19 protein-coding genes are annotated in these 17,680 nt (G+C 35.7%); 3 read left to right on the forward strand and 16 right to left on the reverse strand.

Translation table 11 applies throughout. From position 1 onward, the window contains the following. Window positions 1-4: 4 nt before the first annotated feature. From OL225_RS13680 to OL225_RS13755, 16 genes are all read right to left on the reverse strand, one after another. Window positions 5-730 (reverse strand): SDR family NAD(P)-dependent oxidoreductase, encoded by a 726-nt coding sequence (locus OL225_RS13680; RefSeq protein ID WP_264518620.1) that lies wholly within the window; start codon window positions 728-730, stop codon window positions 5-7. Then, the gene (locus OL225_RS13685; RefSeq protein ID WP_264518621.1) at window positions 730-2,049 is read right to left on the reverse strand and encodes an FAD-binding oxidoreductase; all 1,320 of its coding nucleotides are present in this window, start codon (window positions 2,047-2,049) and stop codon (window positions 730-732) included. Before OL225_RS13685 ends, OL225_RS13680 begins: the two co-directional genes overlap by 1 nt. Next, entirely contained in the window at window positions 2,046-2,933 is an 888-nt protein-coding gene (locus tag OL225_RS13690) for a decaprenyl-phosphate phosphoribosyltransferase (protein WP_264518622.1), read from the reverse strand. Before OL225_RS13690 ends, OL225_RS13685 begins: the two co-directional genes overlap by 4 nt. Before the next feature lie 107 nt (window positions 2,934-3,040). Then, the gene (locus OL225_RS13695; protein WP_047374176.1) at window positions 3,041-3,730 is read right to left on the reverse strand and encodes an OmpA family protein; all 690 of its coding nucleotides are present in this window, start codon (window positions 3,728-3,730) and stop codon (window positions 3,041-3,043) included. A 25-nt stretch (window positions 3,731-3,755) separates the two neighbouring features. After that, window positions 3,756-4,247, reverse strand: coding sequence for a lipocalin family protein (locus tag OL225_RS13700; RefSeq protein WP_047374174.1), 492 nt, complete (start codon window positions 4,245-4,247; stop codon window positions 3,756-3,758). Between the two features lie 125 nt (window positions 4,248-4,372). After that, a complete protein-coding gene (locus tag OL225_RS13705) occupies window positions 4,373-6,055 on the reverse strand; it encodes a S8 family serine peptidase (protein ID WP_047374172.1) in 1,683 nt (560 codons plus the stop codon). 86 nt (window positions 6,056-6,141) lie between these two features. Next, window positions 6,142-6,759, reverse strand: coding sequence for a WbqC family protein (locus OL225_RS13710; RefSeq protein WP_047374170.1), 618 nt, complete (start codon window positions 6,757-6,759; stop codon window positions 6,142-6,144). An 11-nt stretch (window positions 6,760-6,770) separates the two neighbouring features. Then, window positions 6,771-7,445: a signal peptidase I gene (gene lepB / locus OL225_RS13715; RefSeq protein ID WP_264518623.1), complete on the reverse strand. Its 675-nt coding sequence runs from the start codon at window positions 7,443-7,445 to the stop codon at window positions 6,771-6,773. Next, window positions 7,445-9,088: a signal peptidase I gene (gene lepB / locus OL225_RS13720; protein WP_047374167.1), complete on the reverse strand. Its 1,644-nt coding sequence runs from the start codon at window positions 9,086-9,088 to the stop codon at window positions 7,445-7,447. Before lepB (OL225_RS13720) ends, lepB (OL225_RS13715) begins: the two co-directional genes overlap by 1 nt. Window positions 9,089-9,215: 127 nt before the next feature. Beyond that, the gene (gene dapB / locus OL225_RS13725; protein WP_047374207.1) at window positions 9,216-9,917 is read right to left on the reverse strand and encodes a 4-hydroxy-tetrahydrodipicolinate reductase; all 702 of its coding nucleotides are present in this window, start codon (window positions 9,915-9,917) and stop codon (window positions 9,216-9,218) included. 61 nt (window positions 9,918-9,978) lie between these two features. Then, window positions 9,979-10,617, reverse strand: coding sequence for a DUF5683 domain-containing protein (locus tag OL225_RS13730; RefSeq protein WP_264518624.1), 639 nt, complete (start codon window positions 10,615-10,617; stop codon window positions 9,979-9,981). Next, window positions 10,617-11,507, reverse strand: coding sequence for a ParB/RepB/Spo0J family partition protein (locus OL225_RS13735; protein ID WP_264518625.1), 891 nt, complete (start codon window positions 11,505-11,507; stop codon window positions 10,617-10,619). Before OL225_RS13735 ends, OL225_RS13730 begins: the two co-directional genes overlap by 1 nt. 69 nt (window positions 11,508-11,576) lie before the next feature. Then, window positions 11,577-12,350, reverse strand: coding sequence for a ParA family protein (locus tag OL225_RS13740; protein ID WP_047374161.1), 774 nt, complete (start codon window positions 12,348-12,350; stop codon window positions 11,577-11,579). Window positions 12,351-12,514: 164 nt separating this feature from the next. Beyond that, the gene (locus OL225_RS13745) at window positions 12,515-13,357 is read right to left on the reverse strand and encodes a hypothetical protein (RefSeq protein WP_047374159.1); all 843 of its coding nucleotides are present in this window, start codon (window positions 13,355-13,357) and stop codon (window positions 12,515-12,517) included. A gap of 234 nt (window positions 13,358-13,591) precedes the next feature. Further along, window positions 13,592-13,885 (reverse strand): hypothetical protein, encoded by a 294-nt coding sequence (locus OL225_RS13750; protein WP_264518626.1) that lies wholly within the window; start codon window positions 13,883-13,885, stop codon window positions 13,592-13,594. A gap of 182 nt (window positions 13,886-14,067) precedes the next feature. Beyond that, window positions 14,068-15,354: an adenylosuccinate synthase gene (locus OL225_RS13755; RefSeq protein WP_264518627.1), complete on the reverse strand. Its 1,287-nt coding sequence runs from the start codon at window positions 15,352-15,354 to the stop codon at window positions 14,068-14,070. A 221-nt stretch (window positions 15,355-15,575) separates the two neighbouring features. Here OL225_RS13755 and OL225_RS13760 point away from each other — a divergent pair, with 221 nt between their 5' ends. The 3 genes from OL225_RS13760 (at window position 15,576) to OL225_RS13770 (ending at window position 17,653) form a co-directional block, all read left to right on the forward strand. Then, the gene (locus tag OL225_RS13760; protein ID WP_264518628.1) at window positions 15,576-15,854 is read left to right on the forward strand and encodes a hypothetical protein; all 279 of its coding nucleotides are present in this window, start codon (window positions 15,576-15,578) and stop codon (window positions 15,852-15,854) included. A gap of 62 nt (window positions 15,855-15,916) precedes the next feature. Next, window positions 15,917-16,552, forward strand: coding sequence for a hypothetical protein (locus OL225_RS13765; RefSeq protein ID WP_264518629.1), 636 nt, complete (start codon window positions 15,917-15,919; stop codon window positions 16,550-16,552). A gap of 174 nt (window positions 16,553-16,726) precedes the next feature. Continuing rightward, window positions 16,727-17,653 (forward strand): lysophospholipase, encoded by a 927-nt coding sequence (locus OL225_RS13770; protein ID WP_264518630.1) that lies wholly within the window; start codon window positions 16,727-16,729, stop codon window positions 17,651-17,653. Window positions 17,654-17,680 lie beyond the last annotated feature (27 nt).

The raw sequence follows: 17,680 nt of genomic DNA on the forward strand, positions 1-17,680 counted from the left end.
TTCTTTAAAGCTTTAATTTTTTGAATATAAACTCAGGGATATTCCTGATAATCATCATAATAACACTCCAAACCGGCAAAACATATGCCATGTTTTTTTCCTTTTTGAAGGCTTTATAAATACATGCAGCAGCCTGTTTCGGTGTTGCTGTCAGTTTCGGATTTAAAGGCAGGCCTTCTGTCATTTTGGTTGCCATAAACCCAGGTTTTATGGTGAGAACGTGTACTTTTTTATCAAAAAGATAGTTTCTCAAACCACTCAAATAGGCTGTAAATGCCGCTTTAGCACTTCCATAGATAAAATTACTTTGTCTTCCCCTGTCTCCTGCTACTGATGAAAGCCCGATAATCGTTCCGGATCTTCTGTTTTCAAATTTATGAGCAAAATAATTCATTACAGGAACCAGTTTTGAATAATTAATGTCTATGATACGTTCCGTATTCCTGTTGTCATACAGTCCTTCTTCTGTTCCTTCTCCTAAATATCCTACGGCACAAAATAATACATTTGAATTGATATTATCAAATCTGTTGTAATCAATTTCTTTAGTCAGATCCAGTTCAATGACTTCTGCCTGCTGCAAAAATTTCACATCAATATGTCTTGCAAACCGTTCTGTTGTTTCTTTATTTGAGGTAAAAAGATAGATTTTTTCAAACTTTTCTCCTTCCTGAAGTGCTTTTTCCACAAAAGCCTGTGCCACTTCAGATGTGCTTCCCAGAACTATCATTATGAATTGTTGTTTATGATTCTTTTGTGCTGTAAAGACACAAATTTAGGATTTTGAATGTTTTTCAGATAATTGGTAAGTGATGATCTGCTCATGCTGTCCTTTGTAAGGTAAATCCTTCCTCCGAACTCCTGAACAATTGCATCCAGCTGATCTACCAGTTTTTTCAGTTTTGAATTGACTTTAAAATCCAGTGCCAGCGTATACCCTTCCACGGGAAATGAATTGTAAGCCTCCGGATTATGTTTCCCAAAAAGTTTTAAAACCGCTAAGAATGATCCGTTTCCGCTTTTCGCAATCGTTTCAAGGATTCTTTTCATCCCTTCTTTTCCTGCTTCCTTAGGAATCACCATCTGATATTGTATAAAACCTGATTTTCCGTAGATTTTATTCCAATCATTAATAGCATCCAAAGGATAAAAAAATGTTTCGTAATCAATAAAGTTCTTAACTTCCTTCTTAGACTGTTTTTTATAGTAAAGCCAGTTGAATATTTTTACTGTAAGTGCATTCAGGACAAATCCCGGAAAATAAAAAGGAACTGTAGGTGATAATTTTTTCTTTAATCTTAAAGGAGTTTTCGAAAACTTCTGGGGAAGCTCATGTTGAAAAGCGTGCTCGCCTCTCATCAGGATACTTCTTCCTATATTTTTTCCTTTCTGAAGACAATCGATCCATGCAACGGTATACGTCCAGTTTTCACTTTCATCAAACAGTTTAAAGATTTCATCCAGGTTTTCTGCTTTGATGCTTTCCTGGCGAATGTATGCAGATTCAATATTTTTAAGCTTAAATTTTGCTGTAAGAATAATCCCTGTAAGTCCCATACCACCGATCGTTGCCCAGAATTTCTCTGAATTTTCTTCTCTGGAACAAGTAATAATCTCCCCGCTCTCAGTCATGAGCTTGAATTCGATTACATATTCTGAAAAACATCCTTCTGCATGATGGTTTTTTCCATGAACATCGGAAGCAATAGCTCCTCCCACTGATATAAACTTTGTCCCCGGAGTAACATACAGGAAGTATCCCTGTGGAACAGCGATTTCCAGAACATCTGAAAGCAGTACTCCGGATTCGCATTCTATCACTCCGTTTAAACGGTCAAAATTGATGAACTTATTTAATTTTTTGGTTGAAAATATAGATTCTCCCAACGAAGCATCACCATAGCATCTTCCGTTTCCTCTGGCAATAATCTCGTTGTGATTGAGTACAAATTCTTTTATTTTTTTGAAACTGTCCTCCGATCTCATTTCTTTCTCTACTACCGGGAAATTACCCCAGTTTGTAACTTTCTGTGTGAAATTAGGCTTCATTTCTTAAAATAAATTTGAATTAAAAATGCAGCTACCCAAAGTACTAGGGTAACCTGTATATAGCGGTCCCTGTACACAATTTTTGTGGGAGATTCTGTTCTGTTATAAACCAAGGTCTGCTGAAGGTATCTCAATAAGGCAAAAACCACGAAAATTACCGTATAAAAAACTCTTTCATGGAATCTTTCCTGAACTTCCGGTGACAGGGTAAACATCAGGTAGCACACAATAGCCAGTGTAATTGAAATGGATAATGCAATATCTGCAAACTGAACGTTATATCCATCTAATGCCCGTCTTGTTTTTCCTGAAACCTGAGCGTTGATAAGCTCTCCTCTTCTTTTTCCAATTGCCAGTACGAGTGCCAGCACAAACGTTAAGAGAATAGCCCATTGTGAAATACTGATTCCGGTAATATAACCGCCAGCCAATACACGAAGTACAAATCCTATAGCAATAATAAAAATATCGATGATAGGAACGTGCTTAAGTCTAAATGTATATGCCAGATTCATCACCACATAGAAACCTATTATGATCGCAAACTTCCAAAGCAATTCATGGAAGTAGAGCTGTGTGAAAAATACAAGAATAATGTCTGTAATAACCAGACCGATAAGAATTCCTATGGCCTTTGCTTTTGAAATAGCACCGCTAGCCAAAGGTCTTCTTCTTTTTTCAGGATGCTTTCTGTCTGCTTCAATATCATTATAATCATTCAGAATATACACAACACTTGCCGCAAGCGAAAAGATAACAAATGCGAAAATGCTTTTGGTAAGCAGATCTATGTTGGTAATATTACCTGAAAAGAAAAGAGGGACAAATACAAAAAGGTTTTTCACCCATTGCTCTACGCGGAGCAGCTTTAAATATTTCTTCATTTATGTTATTTCAAGTACAAAAATAATAAATTCAAAATTTCTAGCATAAAAATACAAAAAAAACCGCCGGGGCGGTCTTTTACGAAAATATTTATATGTAAAATTAATTACTGCCCTTGCTTGGCATCATTAATCATTTTTTCATTTGCAGTGATTGCAAACTCTACTCTTCTGTTTTTAGCTCTTCCTTCATCCGTATCATTGCTTGCAACCGGCATATTTTTACCTTCACCTTTTGTGAACATTCTGCTTGATGCAATTCCTTTTCCTACTAAATAAGCTTTTACAGCATCAGCTCTTCTTTGAGAAAGTGCCATGTTGTAAGCATCTTTACCTACGCTGTCTGTGTGTCCGTAGATATTGATATTGGTATCAGGGTTGTTTGCCAATACCTCACCTAGCTTGTCAAGGTTAGTCTGTGCAACAGAAGTAAGGTTTGAAGAGTCAAATGCAAAGTTAACGATGCTTTCATTCATTGTTACTTTAATACCGTCTCCTACTCTTTCTACCTGAGCACCCGGCAAAGTTTCTTTAATATCTCTGGCCTGCTTATCCATTTTGTTACCGATAACATTACCAGCTACACCACCGATAATACCACCTAATACTGCACCAATAGCTCCGTTTCCTCCTTTCCCTACATTGTTCCCCAAGATACCTCCAAGTACTGCTCCTGAAGCAACACCTACTGCTGTACCTCTTTGTTGGTGATTTGAATTCTGAACCGCTTCACAGCTTGTCAATAATAATGCTGATGACAAGAAAAGGGCTCCTACGTATGTTTTATTAAAATTCATTTTTTTGATCTTTTATGTTGATAAATTATTTCATTCCTGCTCTCTGGAAGTTGTAAACTACTTTTACATTGCCTCCTTCAAAAGGAACATCTTGCTCAAGTGAAAACTGATCTGTTGTCTGATTGATCATTGTAAGACTGTATCCTACAGAGTTTTGTTTTGCTTTTGTACCTGCAGCAATTTTTTTAAACATAAACGTGTTACCGTCTTTTACTTCAAACTTGATAGGCTGTGTAATTGCCGGGCAATCTCCACCTCCGTTTAAAGTATATGCCCCTGTCCAGTTGTTAGGAATTAATCTCCAGTGACTTCCTACAAAACATTGTGCGTCTGCACCTTCGTCAAAAGGCTTGATTTTATATCCTTTTTCGTAATCTATACTTACGATTTGCCAATCTCCTTTCATTTTCAGAAAGTCTGCTCTTTGATTTTGAGACGTAGCTGCTTTGTTAACAGAGGAACACGACACTGCAAAAAGTGATGTTCCCAACATCCCTGCAAGTAGTAACTTTTTCATTTTGTTGTTTATTATTTTGTTACTATAAAGTTACAAAAAACCGTGCCAAAATTTAAAATAAAAAACAAAAAGTCCGAAAAAAATTCGGACTCTTTATGGTTTCTCCTTAAACACAGGGAGATAAATTATTTTTTAACAGCCTTTTTTACGGATTTCGAAGGCTTAGCAGGGCCTGACGGCTTTCCTTTGTAGAAATTGGTATAGGCATATTCTGCGGCTTTTTTCAAATCGATAACTCCTCCTGCCTGCGATTGATCTGTAAATCCGTCTACAGTACTTGGATTGCTGCTTTTCACAAGTGCTTCAATGATCTGATAAGGCTTCAGATCCGGCATGTATGCTAATAAAACAGCTGCACCTCCAGCTACTACAGGGGAAGCCATAGAAGTTCCCTGAAGGTATTTGTATTCGTTTTTAGGAACGGTAGAATAGATTTCTTCTCCCGGAGCGAAAACATTTACCATTTTTTTATTATAGTTAGAAAAATCAGCTCTTAAAGCGCTGTTTTTATTGGTACTTGCTCCTACTACAAGAACATTGCTCACAAATGGTTTCTCGTCAGTAACATTTTTAAAGTTGGTAGGAAATGCCAAATGTTCTGCTACATCTTCATTTTCGTTACCTGCAGCTTTTACTAAAAGAACCCCTTTATCTTCAGCATATTTAAAAGCATCCCAAACTACATTTTTACCTGGAGAAACGGGTTTCCCAAAGCTCATGTTCAAAACTTTTGCTCCGTTATCTACTGCATATCTGATAGCGTTTGCAACATCTTTATCTCTTTCATCACCGTTTGGAACCGTTCTTACAGACATGATCTTAGCAACTTTTGAAGCTACCCCATACTGAATTTCTTTTCCTTGCGGAAGCCCTGCAATGATTCCGGCTACGTGAGTTCCATGTTCTGCATCCGGTCCTTCATAATGATTGTTACCATAGCTTTTTTCAGAATAGTCATCATAGTTATCTCCTACAATTTCTTTTCTGGTATCGTAAGAAAGATCATACTGTTTTGCTGCCGGAGCAAAATGGTCTATTGCCTCCTTCATTTCTTCCTTCATCTTTTTTTCAAATTCAGCGGAAGATTTCCCTTTGAATTCAGGACTTTGAGAAATCTGCCCCAGGAATTCCAATGCGATTGCATCTTTCTGGTCTGTAGGAGCTTTAATTGCGGAAAGTGTTTCAGCTGTCACAGGCTTACCTCCCAATAATTTTACCATATTAGGAATCAGCTCATTCAGCATAGAATAGGTTTTGAAATTCTGTACAGCCTCGATACTTTTTTTATTGAACATATCTTTGGCCTTCATATACATATCAAACTCTTCTTTCATCTGAGCCTGATTAGCTTTATTCTTAGTAGAATCACTTCCTTCAAAAACAGGTTTGTATTTGGCAACAACTCTTGTCACTTCCATGTTGTCAATATCAACATCACCGTTTTTACCTCCTATGAAGTTCCAGCCGTGTACATCATCAATATATCCGTTTCCGTCATCATCTTTACCATTTCCGGGAATTTCATTAGGGTTTGACCAAAGGTTCTTTACCAATCCGGGGTGGTCTACCTGTACTCCACTATCCAAAACTCCCACCACAACTGTTTTAGGCTTCAGCCCTTTAGATTCCAAGTATTTATAAGCATTTGCCGTATTTACCCCATATACTTTTGAAGTTGCAAAATCTTTATGATACCAAGTCATCAGATCTTTATCTTCATTTGGATCAATACTTTTAGCTTTAGATTCCTGTGCAAAAGAAAAACTAAAACCTGCTAAAAAAACTGCAGCTAATAATACCTTTTTCATATGTTGAAATTTATTTTTTAAAGAGATATACCAATCGCCAACTTTATCTGTTGTCTGTTGAAAATTTCATGGATAGCGATGGTATGCTAATATGATTGTTTTATATTTTTTATATACACTAATGACTCCGGTCCTTTATTGCAAATAAGATCCAGAACCGACAGGTCTTCCAAAAAGCCTAATTTATCAGAAAACGTCTGGTAATACTCTTCCATTTGAAACTCTGAAGGAAGCTTTGCCGAAAACTTTTCTCTGAAATTGATACTTTCAGGATTTTTGATATATTCTTCATTCAAAGAGTGTGCCTTTTCTGTTTTCAGTATCTGTTGGATGATCTCTATACCTTTAAGGTTAAAATCAAGAAGATACTTTTCCTGAAGATCAAATATTTTTCTGAACTTATCTTCATAGTATTCAAAATAAGGAGAACTCTGATATGCCGTTTTTATTGATTTCCAATGAAGGGCTCTCCAATCTTCACGATAAGAGATCTCAACATCTTTAAATTCTCTTTTTCCGTTATGATGGATAGGAATTATTAAGGACAACTTTCCGTTGGCTCCATAGATGTTTGCTCTGTTTCTATAAGTCTGTTTGGGAAAACTTTCAAACTGTTCCAATGTAATTTCATTCTCAGGATTTAATAATACTGAAAACCATGAAATTGGGGGCATATAAAATGCCGGTAATAAAATATTTTGCATAATAATATAATCTAGTTTCTAGGGTAAATTACTCGTCCTACAGCATCTTTCTCATCAATAAAGCCTAAATAACGGGAATCTAAACTTGCATTACGATTATCTCCTAAAAAGAATAATTTTCCACTTGGAACTTTTATTGGTCCAAAGTTATCTGCATTCCAATCTTTATGATAAATTTTGCGAATATCCTGATCTGTATTTGGATTTATAAACCTTTCATGAAAGAAATTATTATTAAGTTCTTTATCACTTAACTGAGTAATGAAGTAATTATCATCAATCTGAAAGATTTCACTTTCTTCAGTTCCTTTAAATAGGAGGTCATTTGCATAGCCTCTGTCTATTTTATAAGAATGCTTCACATTAAACTTACCTATCAATGTATTATTAACGTATAATTCTCCATTCTTAATTAAAATCTCATCATTTTCCGTTCCTATTAATCTTTGCACATAGACACCTTGAGGGTAATCTAAATTATTCTGATTGTATGCAATCATTTTAAACTTGACATAAGGAAGGATGTTAGTCATCACAATAAATGACTTTTTTTTGATGGTAGGTTCATTGCCTGCCGTTGGTACAAAAGCATATTGCAAAACCCCGGAGAGTTTTGCAATAAAAAAAAGAGTTACAATAAAGCTACCTATTAAAAGGACTCTATTAAATATTTTACTTTTAAACACTATTCTTCAGTTTTTTTCTTTCTGAATAATTTCACGAAATATTCCCATCCGAAGAACAAGATCAGGATCATCGCTGCAATCCACCAGTAAGAGGTTTTATTAGCTTCTCCTGTATTGGTTGCTTTAAACATTCTTTCCCAGCGGATTTTGAATGGTGCCTGATAAGTAGAACTGCTGTCTGCAAAAGCACCCTGAAGGCTCATCCATGTAAACATCGGCTTTCCTACAATATTTTCTTCCGGAACGAAACCAAAGAATCTTGCATCTAACGAAGCATCTCTGTTGTCTCCTACCATCATATAATAATCCTGCTGAATGGTATATTGGCTCGCTTCTTTTCCGTTGATAAAGATCTTCCCGTTCTTTTTCTCTAAGCTATTGTGTTCATATTCAGAAATGATCCACTGATAGGTTGGAAGTGTTTCCTGGTTGATGGCTACAACGTCTCCTTTTTTAGGAATTCTAAGCGGTCCGTACCAATCCTGATTCCAAGGTTTATTAATCGGGAAGATAGATTGTGTAGTATCAATCTTTGTTTTGGCTTCATCTCTGTAATATACTGCAGCTTCTCCTTTTGTCGAAACTTCTTCTTTCATATCAAGAACATGAGGAAGTTCTTTAATTTCTTTGGCAGTTTTATCCGTTAACCCCTGAAAACCATAAATAAACCCTCCGTTGTCCTGTTGAAACTCCTGAACCGGTAAAAATCCATAAGCTTTATATAAAGTTGGGATATCTAATTGAGCATCTGTGGTTACAATGTATCTGTGCTGCACTTCCTGATCTCCTAAAACTACTTCCGGCTTTCCGTTAACGAAAAGTCTTCCGGCTCTCATTTCAAAAGTATCTCCTGCTGTGGCAACACATCTTTTTACATAAGGATCTTTTCTATCGATCGCTGTATGTACAGAATCCTGAGGATAGTTGAAAACAACCACATCATTTTTCTGTGGCTTGTTGAATTGTAAAATTCTTGTGTAGGGAAGCTTTACTGCGTCTACGTAAGATTTCGGATCATCTTTCGGGTTGCCTTTCTGTCCTGTATCCATAATTGTCCCCTGAAGGAAAGGTATTGCTACCGGACGCATCGGAAGTCTGTAACCATAGCTCCATTTGTTTACAAAAAGGAAGTCACCCACCAATAATGTTCTTTCCATAGATCCCGTAGGAATACCAAAAGGCTGTGTTACAAAAACGTGGATAATGGTTGCAAAAACTACTGCGAAGGTAATTGAACCTACAAATGTATCTTTCTTTTTATCATTCTTTTCTTCGTCTGTAAGAAACAGGTCGTTTGCATTTTCATCTTCTAACTCTACATCCTTAGAATAGTTGATTACTGCCATATAAATAAACGGCAGAATCACGGTAAGAATCTGATCTTTGAAAAGGGTTTTCCCAAACTTTTTCACTAAGTAAAGGTGAAAAACAGACATCATGATTGGCCCTACAATCGGAAGATAGGACAGAATCGCCCACCATTTCGGATGTTTTGTTTCTTTCAGAATAATGAAATAGTTATAAAAAGGGATAAAAGCAAATAAAGGGCTATAGCCCATTTTCTTGAACAGTTTCCAAGATGAAATGCCCATCAATACGGATAGTATGAGGACATATACTGTATAAGTTAAAAAATAATTCATAAATTTTTTGTGCCTATTCTTATGATAAAAATGATGAGCAATAAATGATAAAAGCAGTCCGCTGTTTACAATTCACTATTCATCATTTTTTGTTTATTGGTCTGCAATTTACAGAATTTGTTACAAATTAAAGCCCCAAAACATCTTTCATTGCGAAGTTTCCTTTTTTATCTTTAATCCATTCGGCAGCTACCACAGCTCCAAGGGCAAAACCGTTTCTGTTGAATGCAGTGTGCTTGATCTCAATTTCGTCTACTTCACTTCTGTAATATACGCTGTGAGTTCCCGGAACTTCATCTTCTCGTACTGCAAAAATACCCAGCTGTTTCCCTTCTGTTTCTTCCAGCTTCCAGGCGTCAAATTTCGGATTATTTTGGATGATTCCTTCTGCAATGGAAATAGCAGTTCCACTTGGAGCATCTTTTTTGTGGATGTGGTGAATTTCTTCCAGCTGGCAAGAATATTCATCTACATTTTTCATCAGATCTGCAAGTTTTTCATTTAGAGCAAAAAATAAATTTACTCCTAAACTAAAGTTGGAACCATATAAGAATGCTGTACCGTTTTCGACAGCCAGTTTTTCTATTTCTTCCTTTTGATCCAGCCAGCCTGTAGTTCCACAGATTACCGGAATTTTATTTTCAAGACAAGCTTTGATGTTTTCAAATGCCACTTCCGGCAATGAGAATTCAATCACAACATCCGGATTATTAAGATTCTCAGCAGTTGGAGTTTCCTTAAGGCGGGCAACTACTTCATGACCTCTTTTCTGCGCGATCTCATCTATGATCTTACCCATTTTACCGTAACCAACTAATGCTATTTTCATATAATCTTTTTTATTTTTAAATACTGCTTTCAACCGGAGTCTTCTGCAGATATGTTGTCTTCTAAAATCTATAACTTAAACTGAACCCTGTTTTCGGAGCGCTGTATCCATACTGATCCTGAATAACTGATGGTTTAAAAACCAAATCCGGGTCATGACGGCTTTCATAAAGGTGCGCATCTACTACAGCATCTACAATATTCAGAATATAAATAAGTCCTGTAATGGCAATGGCGTAGTCTCTTTGCCTCTTTGCTCTGTCCTGAGCGTTCCCCAATGCTCTTTTATCTAAAAACGGGTGGCTGTCCACAAATTCGTTAGGAGTACCATTAAGTTTAGCGATGTAGTATTCGCGGTATTTTTTGTATTGGTTATCATTCCATACAGCAATACCTACTCCGGCTCCTACCGCACCCCAAACAATGGGAATCTTCCAGTATTTTTTGTTATAAAACTGTCCCAATCCCGGTAAAACAGCAGAATACAATCCTGCTCTGGTAGGGTTCAGCTTTATGGTTTTTACTGTGGGACCATTAGCTTTTTCAAGATCTTCAATGATCTTTGCTTCTGTTTTGCCAGGTTTTACCACACGGGATTCCTCTTTCGGAGGAGTCTGCATCCGAATGGTATCAATAGGTTTCACTTGTGAATAGGCCAATGCAGCAATACACAAGAAAAATGTGAAAAATATTTTCTTCATTATTTAATATGGGATAAAATATATTCCAGCTCTTCTTCATTTTTGAAGTCCAGGACAATTTTACCTTTTTTACCATTTCCAGAAGATTTGATCTCTACTTTTACCTCCAAGATATCAGCGATTGTCTTCTGGGCTTTTTTATAGTTATGGGAAAGCTCCACTTTTGCTTTTTTTGCAGCAGGAGACTTTGGATTCTTCAATGCAGCAGCTGCCTGCTCTGCCTGACGAACGTTTAATTTCTCTTTGATGATAAGCTCGAACAACACCTGCTGATCTTCTTCACTTTCAAGACTGATGATTGCTCTTCCGTGTCCTGCAGAAATCTCACCGCTTCTGATGGCATTCTGAATATCCGGGTTTAGTCTTAATAGTCTGATAGAATTGGTAATGGTACTTCTATCCTTTCCTATTCTCTGGCTCAGATTTTCCTGCGTAAGACCTATTTCCTCTAAAAGCCTATGATAAGTAAGTGCAATTTCGATGGCATCAAGATCTTCTCTCTGAATATTTTCAACAAGAGCCATCTCAAGAAGTTCCTGATCATTCACTAAACGGATATAGGCAGGAATAGTCGTTAATCCTGCAATTTTGGTTGCTCTGTAACGTCTTTCCCCGGAAATGATCTCAAACTTTTCACCGTCTTTTCTCAGGGTAATCGGTTGGATTACTCCCAGGTTTTCAATTGACTGTGCAAGTTCGTTTAATGCTTTTTCATCAAAATAAGTTCTCGGCTGCGTCGGGTTCGGATAGATATCTTCAAGTGCAACTTCTACAATATTTCCAACAAACTTATCTGCTCCTTCATCAGTAGCTGAATTGACAGTTGCTTTAGATTCTGCGCTTAAAATGGCGCCCAATCCGCGTCCCATAGCTCTTTTTTTGTCCTTCATAGATATAATTGATAAATGATATTTGATAAGTGGTGGCTAGCATCCACCTATTGGCCATTTATTATTAATTTAATTCTTTATTAAGTTTTCGTTCCTCAAAAGAACTTCTTCAGCTAACTGAATATACTGAACAGCTCCTTTACTTTCTGCATCATAATTCAGAATACTTTCTCCAAAACTTGGTGCTTCACTCAGCCTTACGTTTCTGCTGATAATGGTTTCAAAAACCATTTCCGGAAAGTGAAGATTCACTTCTTCCACTACCTGATTGGATAGCCTCAACCGGCTGTCATACATCGTAAGAAGAAGACCTTCAATTCCAAGATCTTTATTGTGGATCTTCTGAACATTTTTAACGGTATTCAAAAGTTTCCCAAGTCCTTCTAATGCAAAATACTCACACTGGATCGGAATAATTACAGAGTCTGCTGCTGTAAGAGCATTAACTGTAATAAGGCCTAAACTCGGCGCACAGTCGATAATGATATAGTCATAATCGTCTCTTACACTGGCCAGCGCTTTTCTCAGCATATACTCACGGTCCTCCTTGTCTACCAATTCAATTTCCGCAGCTACCAGGTCGATATGCGACGGAATAATATCCAGGTTCGGAGTCGCAGTTCTTTTGATGCAAACCCTTGTTTCTGCACTATGCTCCAAAAGATTATATGTAGAATACTGAACATCTTCAACACCCAGGCCGGATGTAGCATTCGCCTGAGGATCAGCATCAATGATTAATATTCTTTTTTCCAATACTCCTAATGCTGCCGCCAAGTTTACAGCGGTGGTAGTTTTACCAACGCCTCCTTTTTGATTAGCAATACCTATGATTTTTGCCATTATTAGAACTTTAAGTTTCAAAAATACACTTTTTTCTTTGCTCTCGGTGAGTGGGGAAAATCAAAATTGAGTTAAAATATTGTTAATAAGCAATTTATCGATAAAAAAAATTATCCACAAAAAAAAATCTTTGTGGATAACTATTTAAAATGTGTTTTTTCGTATTAATTATCAAACTTCATTGAAATAGGAAATTTGAAATAACTTCTTACGAATTCTCCTTTTTTGTTTTTGGCTGGAATCCATTTTCCTTTGCTTGAGATGTTTTTAATTGTTCTCATGGCCTCACTGTTAAAGTCGGCATTGGTTCCATTAGCTTTTACCCCTGAGATGGTTCCGTCCATTTCTACAATAAAGGTAACTGTCGTTTTTACAACATCTTCTGATTCAAATCCTGAACCATCGAAGTTGTTCATTACTTTATTTCTGAAGGAGTCTATTCCTCCTGTAAAACTAGCTTCTACACTTAATTCCGTTTCAATCTTTTTAGGATCTGCTTTTTCAACTACCGGATCTGCTTTTACTGCAGGTGGACCATCGCCCCCAATCACACGAGGTACAATCGGAATATAGGTTGTATTTAGAGTTTCTTTACCTTCCGATGTTTGTGTGCTTGCTACTGCATTCGTTTTATCCTCAACTTCTTTTTCATTGGTGACAATCGCTTTAGGCTCTGGTATTCTGTCATCATATGTCTTTACAGCAGGTGCCGGTGGAGTTGGCTTTACAATTTGTACTGGCTGATCTTTCGGCTTTTCCACATCTTGAATCTCAATTACATGCGGAAGATTATATACAGTTCCTGTAGGGGCTTCTACAGGTTTGAATGCAGAAATCACAAACGGTGTAATGGATACTGCAGCCATTAAACTTGCTCCGATAAAAAGCGCTTTGGTTAATATTCTATCTGATTCGTTTCTTAATGCATAGGCACCATATTCTTTATTGCGGTGCTCAAAGAGAACCTCGTTAAAACGAAATTCCTGGTTTTGATTATGTTGTTTCATCACTACTACTTTTTTAAACTGTTAAAAATTTTGATTATTAGTTTTGTTAGCTCTTATCGATAAGCAATGTTGTAATATCAAAACATCTGCCAAAATTTTAGCAAAACAACATAATATTAGAAAATTTTATGATAATGCTTAAAATTTAACATTTGTAAATAGAAAATGTACACAGATAAACAAACCTATTTTTGATGAAAATAAATAAGAGTAAAACACACAAATAACAGAAAACTAGCTTGGTATAAGCATAAGGAGAAGAGTAAGCGGTATTAATAATCCCAGCGTATTAATAATAATGAGAATAATAGAACTGATCTTTGTTTTTGAATAACTTTTAGCCGCAAAATAAATAGCACCTATGCTAAAAACCAAACTGCAGACAATAAAAAGTATCAATAAAAAATCTGAACTTACGTTGAATGGCAGCCATAAATACACAATAAATAAAACAGCATAGGCAATGGTAAGATATAAGCTGATCACAATATTGTCCAGAAAACGCTGGGGTATTTTATTTTCTTCCATAATTTTTCTTATTTACACTTTTGCTTTAATACAAAAGTATACAAAAATTCAAGACTGGAATTAAGCATCTTTGTCAAGGTTTAAAACCTTGACAAAGATGTGATAAACTGGTAAAAGAAATTTTTAAACAAAAAAAGAGACTACCCAATGATAGTCTCTTTTTTATTTTATGTCTAAGAATATTAGAATAATTCTTTTCTGATAATGTTCTGACTTCTTTCAGGACCTACAGAAACCAAGTATACATTGATTCCTAAATATTTCTCAATAAACTCGATGTATTTCTGAGCGTTATCAGGAAGCTCATCATAGCTTCTTGCTTTTGTAATATCTTCGCTCCAACCTGGCAAATCATGATAGATTGGCTCATAGTTGTATAATTTCTCTGTAGATGAAGTGAAATAATCAATAACTTTTCCATCTTCAGTTTTGTAATGAGTAACGATTTTAAGGTTTTCAATTCCTGTAAGAACGTCAAGCTTCGTAATCACAAGGTTGTTGATTCCGTTGATCATACAAGCATGCTTCAAAGAAACAAGGTCTAACCAGCCTGTTCTTCTTGGTCTTCCTGTAGTAGCTCCGAATTCACCACCGATCTGTCTGATTTTTTCACCCAGTTCGTTATCCAGTTCGGAAGGGAAAGGTCCGTTTCCTACTCTTGTACAGTAAGCTTTTGCTACTCCGATAAGGTTCTGAAGTGAAGTTGGCGGAACACCAGCACCTGTACAAACTCCTCCTGTAGACGGAGAAGAAGAAGTTACATATGGATATGTACCAAAGTCGATATCAAGCATTAACGCCTGAGCTCCTTCAAACAATACATTTTTACCGTCTCTGATCGCTTCGTTCAATTCTAATTCAGTATCAACGATTCTGTCCTGAAGCTGCTTTCCGATTTCCAAATATTCGTTGTAGATTTCTTCAACGTCTAAAGTTGGTTTTCCGTAATATTTTTCAAAAAGAGAGTTCTTAACTTTTAAGTTTTTCTCAATTTTATCTCTTAAAATTTCAGGATTTAAAAGGTCTACCATTCTAATCCCGACTCTTGCAATTTTATCTTCATAGCAAGGTCCGATTCCTTTTTTGGTAGTTCCGATCTGAGTTCCTCCGTGTTCCTCTTCACGGTAAGTATCCAAAAGGATGTGGTAAGGCATGATTACATGCGCTCTTCTGCTGATAAAGATATGATCTGATCTCAAGCCTTTGCTCTCAATCTGACCAACTTCTTTAATGAAAGACTTAGGGTTTACCACTACTCCGTTCGCAATGATACATTTCCCTTTGCATTGAAGAACTCCTGAAGGAAGAAGGTGTAGAACGAATTTTTCATCACCCACATAAACCGTGTGACCAGCGTTGTCTCCACCCTGGAAACGTACTACATAGTCCGATTTTGCTGATAAAACATCCGTGATTTTTCCTTTGCCTTCATCTCCGTACTGAAGACCTACAACTACATAAGTTGACATATTTTACTTTTGTTTTTAGATTCGTGCAAAATTACTTTTAAAAAATTGGGTGAGCAAATTTGTGGTGGATTTTATTTTTAGTTGGGGTGGAAATCATATAGTTGAAATAATCTTGATGAGTATATAATTTAATTATAATAATTATTTTTTTCATTAATATTTGTTATTTTTATATTTGATTCTCCTCATAAATAATTTTAAATTAAAAATTCCTAACTCTCATGTATGAAATTCATAAAGATATTCCAGACTATTCAGCTAAGAACAATAAAAGTTCCGTTATGCTAAATCCTAATAAAACTATATATCCATATTCCATCACTTACCCTATAGAATGGAAAGGATTTGTGGCAGGAGTTCCAGTAACAATCATTCAAAAAGGTGAAAGTTCGTCTTTTATTGACGATTATGATTTTGGAAACCTACCTCCATTAATATCAAATTTAAAGCATAGTGTTGTGGAAGTAATTGACAATTATTTAAAAAGAATGCTAGACTAATAAGAATTACTATTAATAAACAATTTTTAACAAAAAAATATATAAAGACTAAATATAAACACATGGAACATCAAACTCCAAGAGCCTTAGTCATTGAAAAAGGAGTAGAATTAGAAGCTGGAATATCATCATTATTAGGATTACTTCTTGATATTGATATTGACAATTCACTTTCACTTGGCTCTAAAAACACCTCATTAAGCCTAAACTCTAAAGTAAATTTACTGAGTGATTTAAAATTTATTCCCAAAGAAATAATTTGGCAATTTCAAACATTTACAGAAATAAGGAATAAATTCGCCCATTTACACACTGTGAATTCCTTTGAAAAATGTTTTGAAATATTAAAAGATAAAAGGAAAAAATTTTTAGAAACATTTGGGGATAAAATTGAAGAACAAGAAAATGAAGAAATAAAACTTTCAATTTGCTTTTCTATTCTTTGTTTAAGTCTAGGTACTTGGCTACAAATGATTCTTAGTAAAATGTCATTTAATAAATCTCAAGATTTGAAAAAAACCTATGCAATAGAATCAATGAGAAACTTTTTCATGATTCCTGAAGATAAAAAAGAAGTATTGAAGGAACATTTAAAATTTGTGGATAAATTAATAAATGATATCGAAATTGACCAAGATTTCGTCGATACTGTGAAAATCATTAAGGAAACAAATTTTCAAGATTCAACGGAAAAATAAAAAAGAGAAACTATCTTAACATTAACTCAATCTCTCACTAAAAAATAACCAACAAAAATCTCATAGTAATATTTAATAGGGTTTACAAAGTTTATTTTTTGTTGGTTTATCAAGAATAATTATATTGGAAGCTTTATTATTCTCTATATTTGATAAGCACCTAAACAAATTTCCATGCCAGTATTCCAGATATCATCATACCTCCCATCAAAAATAAACAACGAGTCCCAGCTTTTCCACACTCTGTTTTCCCCGGAAACAACAAAAGCCACCCTTCTCATTGTTCACGGCATGCAGGAACACAGTGGAAGATATGCTGAAATTGCAGAATATTTTGCGGCTCATGACATTGCTGTATTAACGTATGATCATCTGGGACATGGAAAATCTGTAAAAGAGAAAAAGGATATTGGTTTCTTTCAGCTTGAAAAACCGGATGAAAGACTTGTTGCAGACGCAGAAATGATGGCGGATCATCTTGCTGAGCCGTTTCCAGATGTTCCTCATTTTATTTTGGGACATTCTATGGGATCTTTTATTACCCGCTGTCTTCTTCAGAAGGCAAGCAATAAATTTTCAGGAGCTATCATTACAGGAACCGGCGGACCTTTACCGGGAATAGATGTATTAAGAGGTTATTTATCATTAGCTACAGCCATTGCGCCTCGTCACCGTACTTTCTTGAATTCTGTTTTTACCAGTGTCAATAACAAGCATTTTAAAAAGGATAAAGATTTCAGTGATACCTGCTGGCTGAGTGTAAATCAAAAAAACCGAAAAGCTTTTGAACAGGATGAACTTTGCGGAATTCCGTTCACTCATAATGCTTTTTATACTTTATTTACCATTTATAAAAAAGCTACAGCAAGGAATTGGGCTTCTTCTATTTCAAAGTCATTTCCTTTTTTATTTGTAAGCGGGCAGAATGATCCGATTGGTAATTTTGGAAAAGGTGTGATGCATACTGTAAACAACTTAAAAACTGACGGCTTCCAGCATGTAGACGTAAAAATCTATCCGGATATGCGTCATGAGATTCTGAATGAGGAAATACGGGAAGAAGTGTTGAAGGAAATCTCTAATTGGATTTCAAAATATTAAAATATCTCGCAGATTATAGAGATTTCG

Origin of the sequence: Chryseobacterium viscerum, from assembly GCF_025949665.1 — a bacterium.
GTDB classification, from domain to species: domain Bacteria; phylum Bacteroidota; class Bacteroidia; order Flavobacteriales; family Weeksellaceae; genus Chryseobacterium; species Chryseobacterium viscerum_A.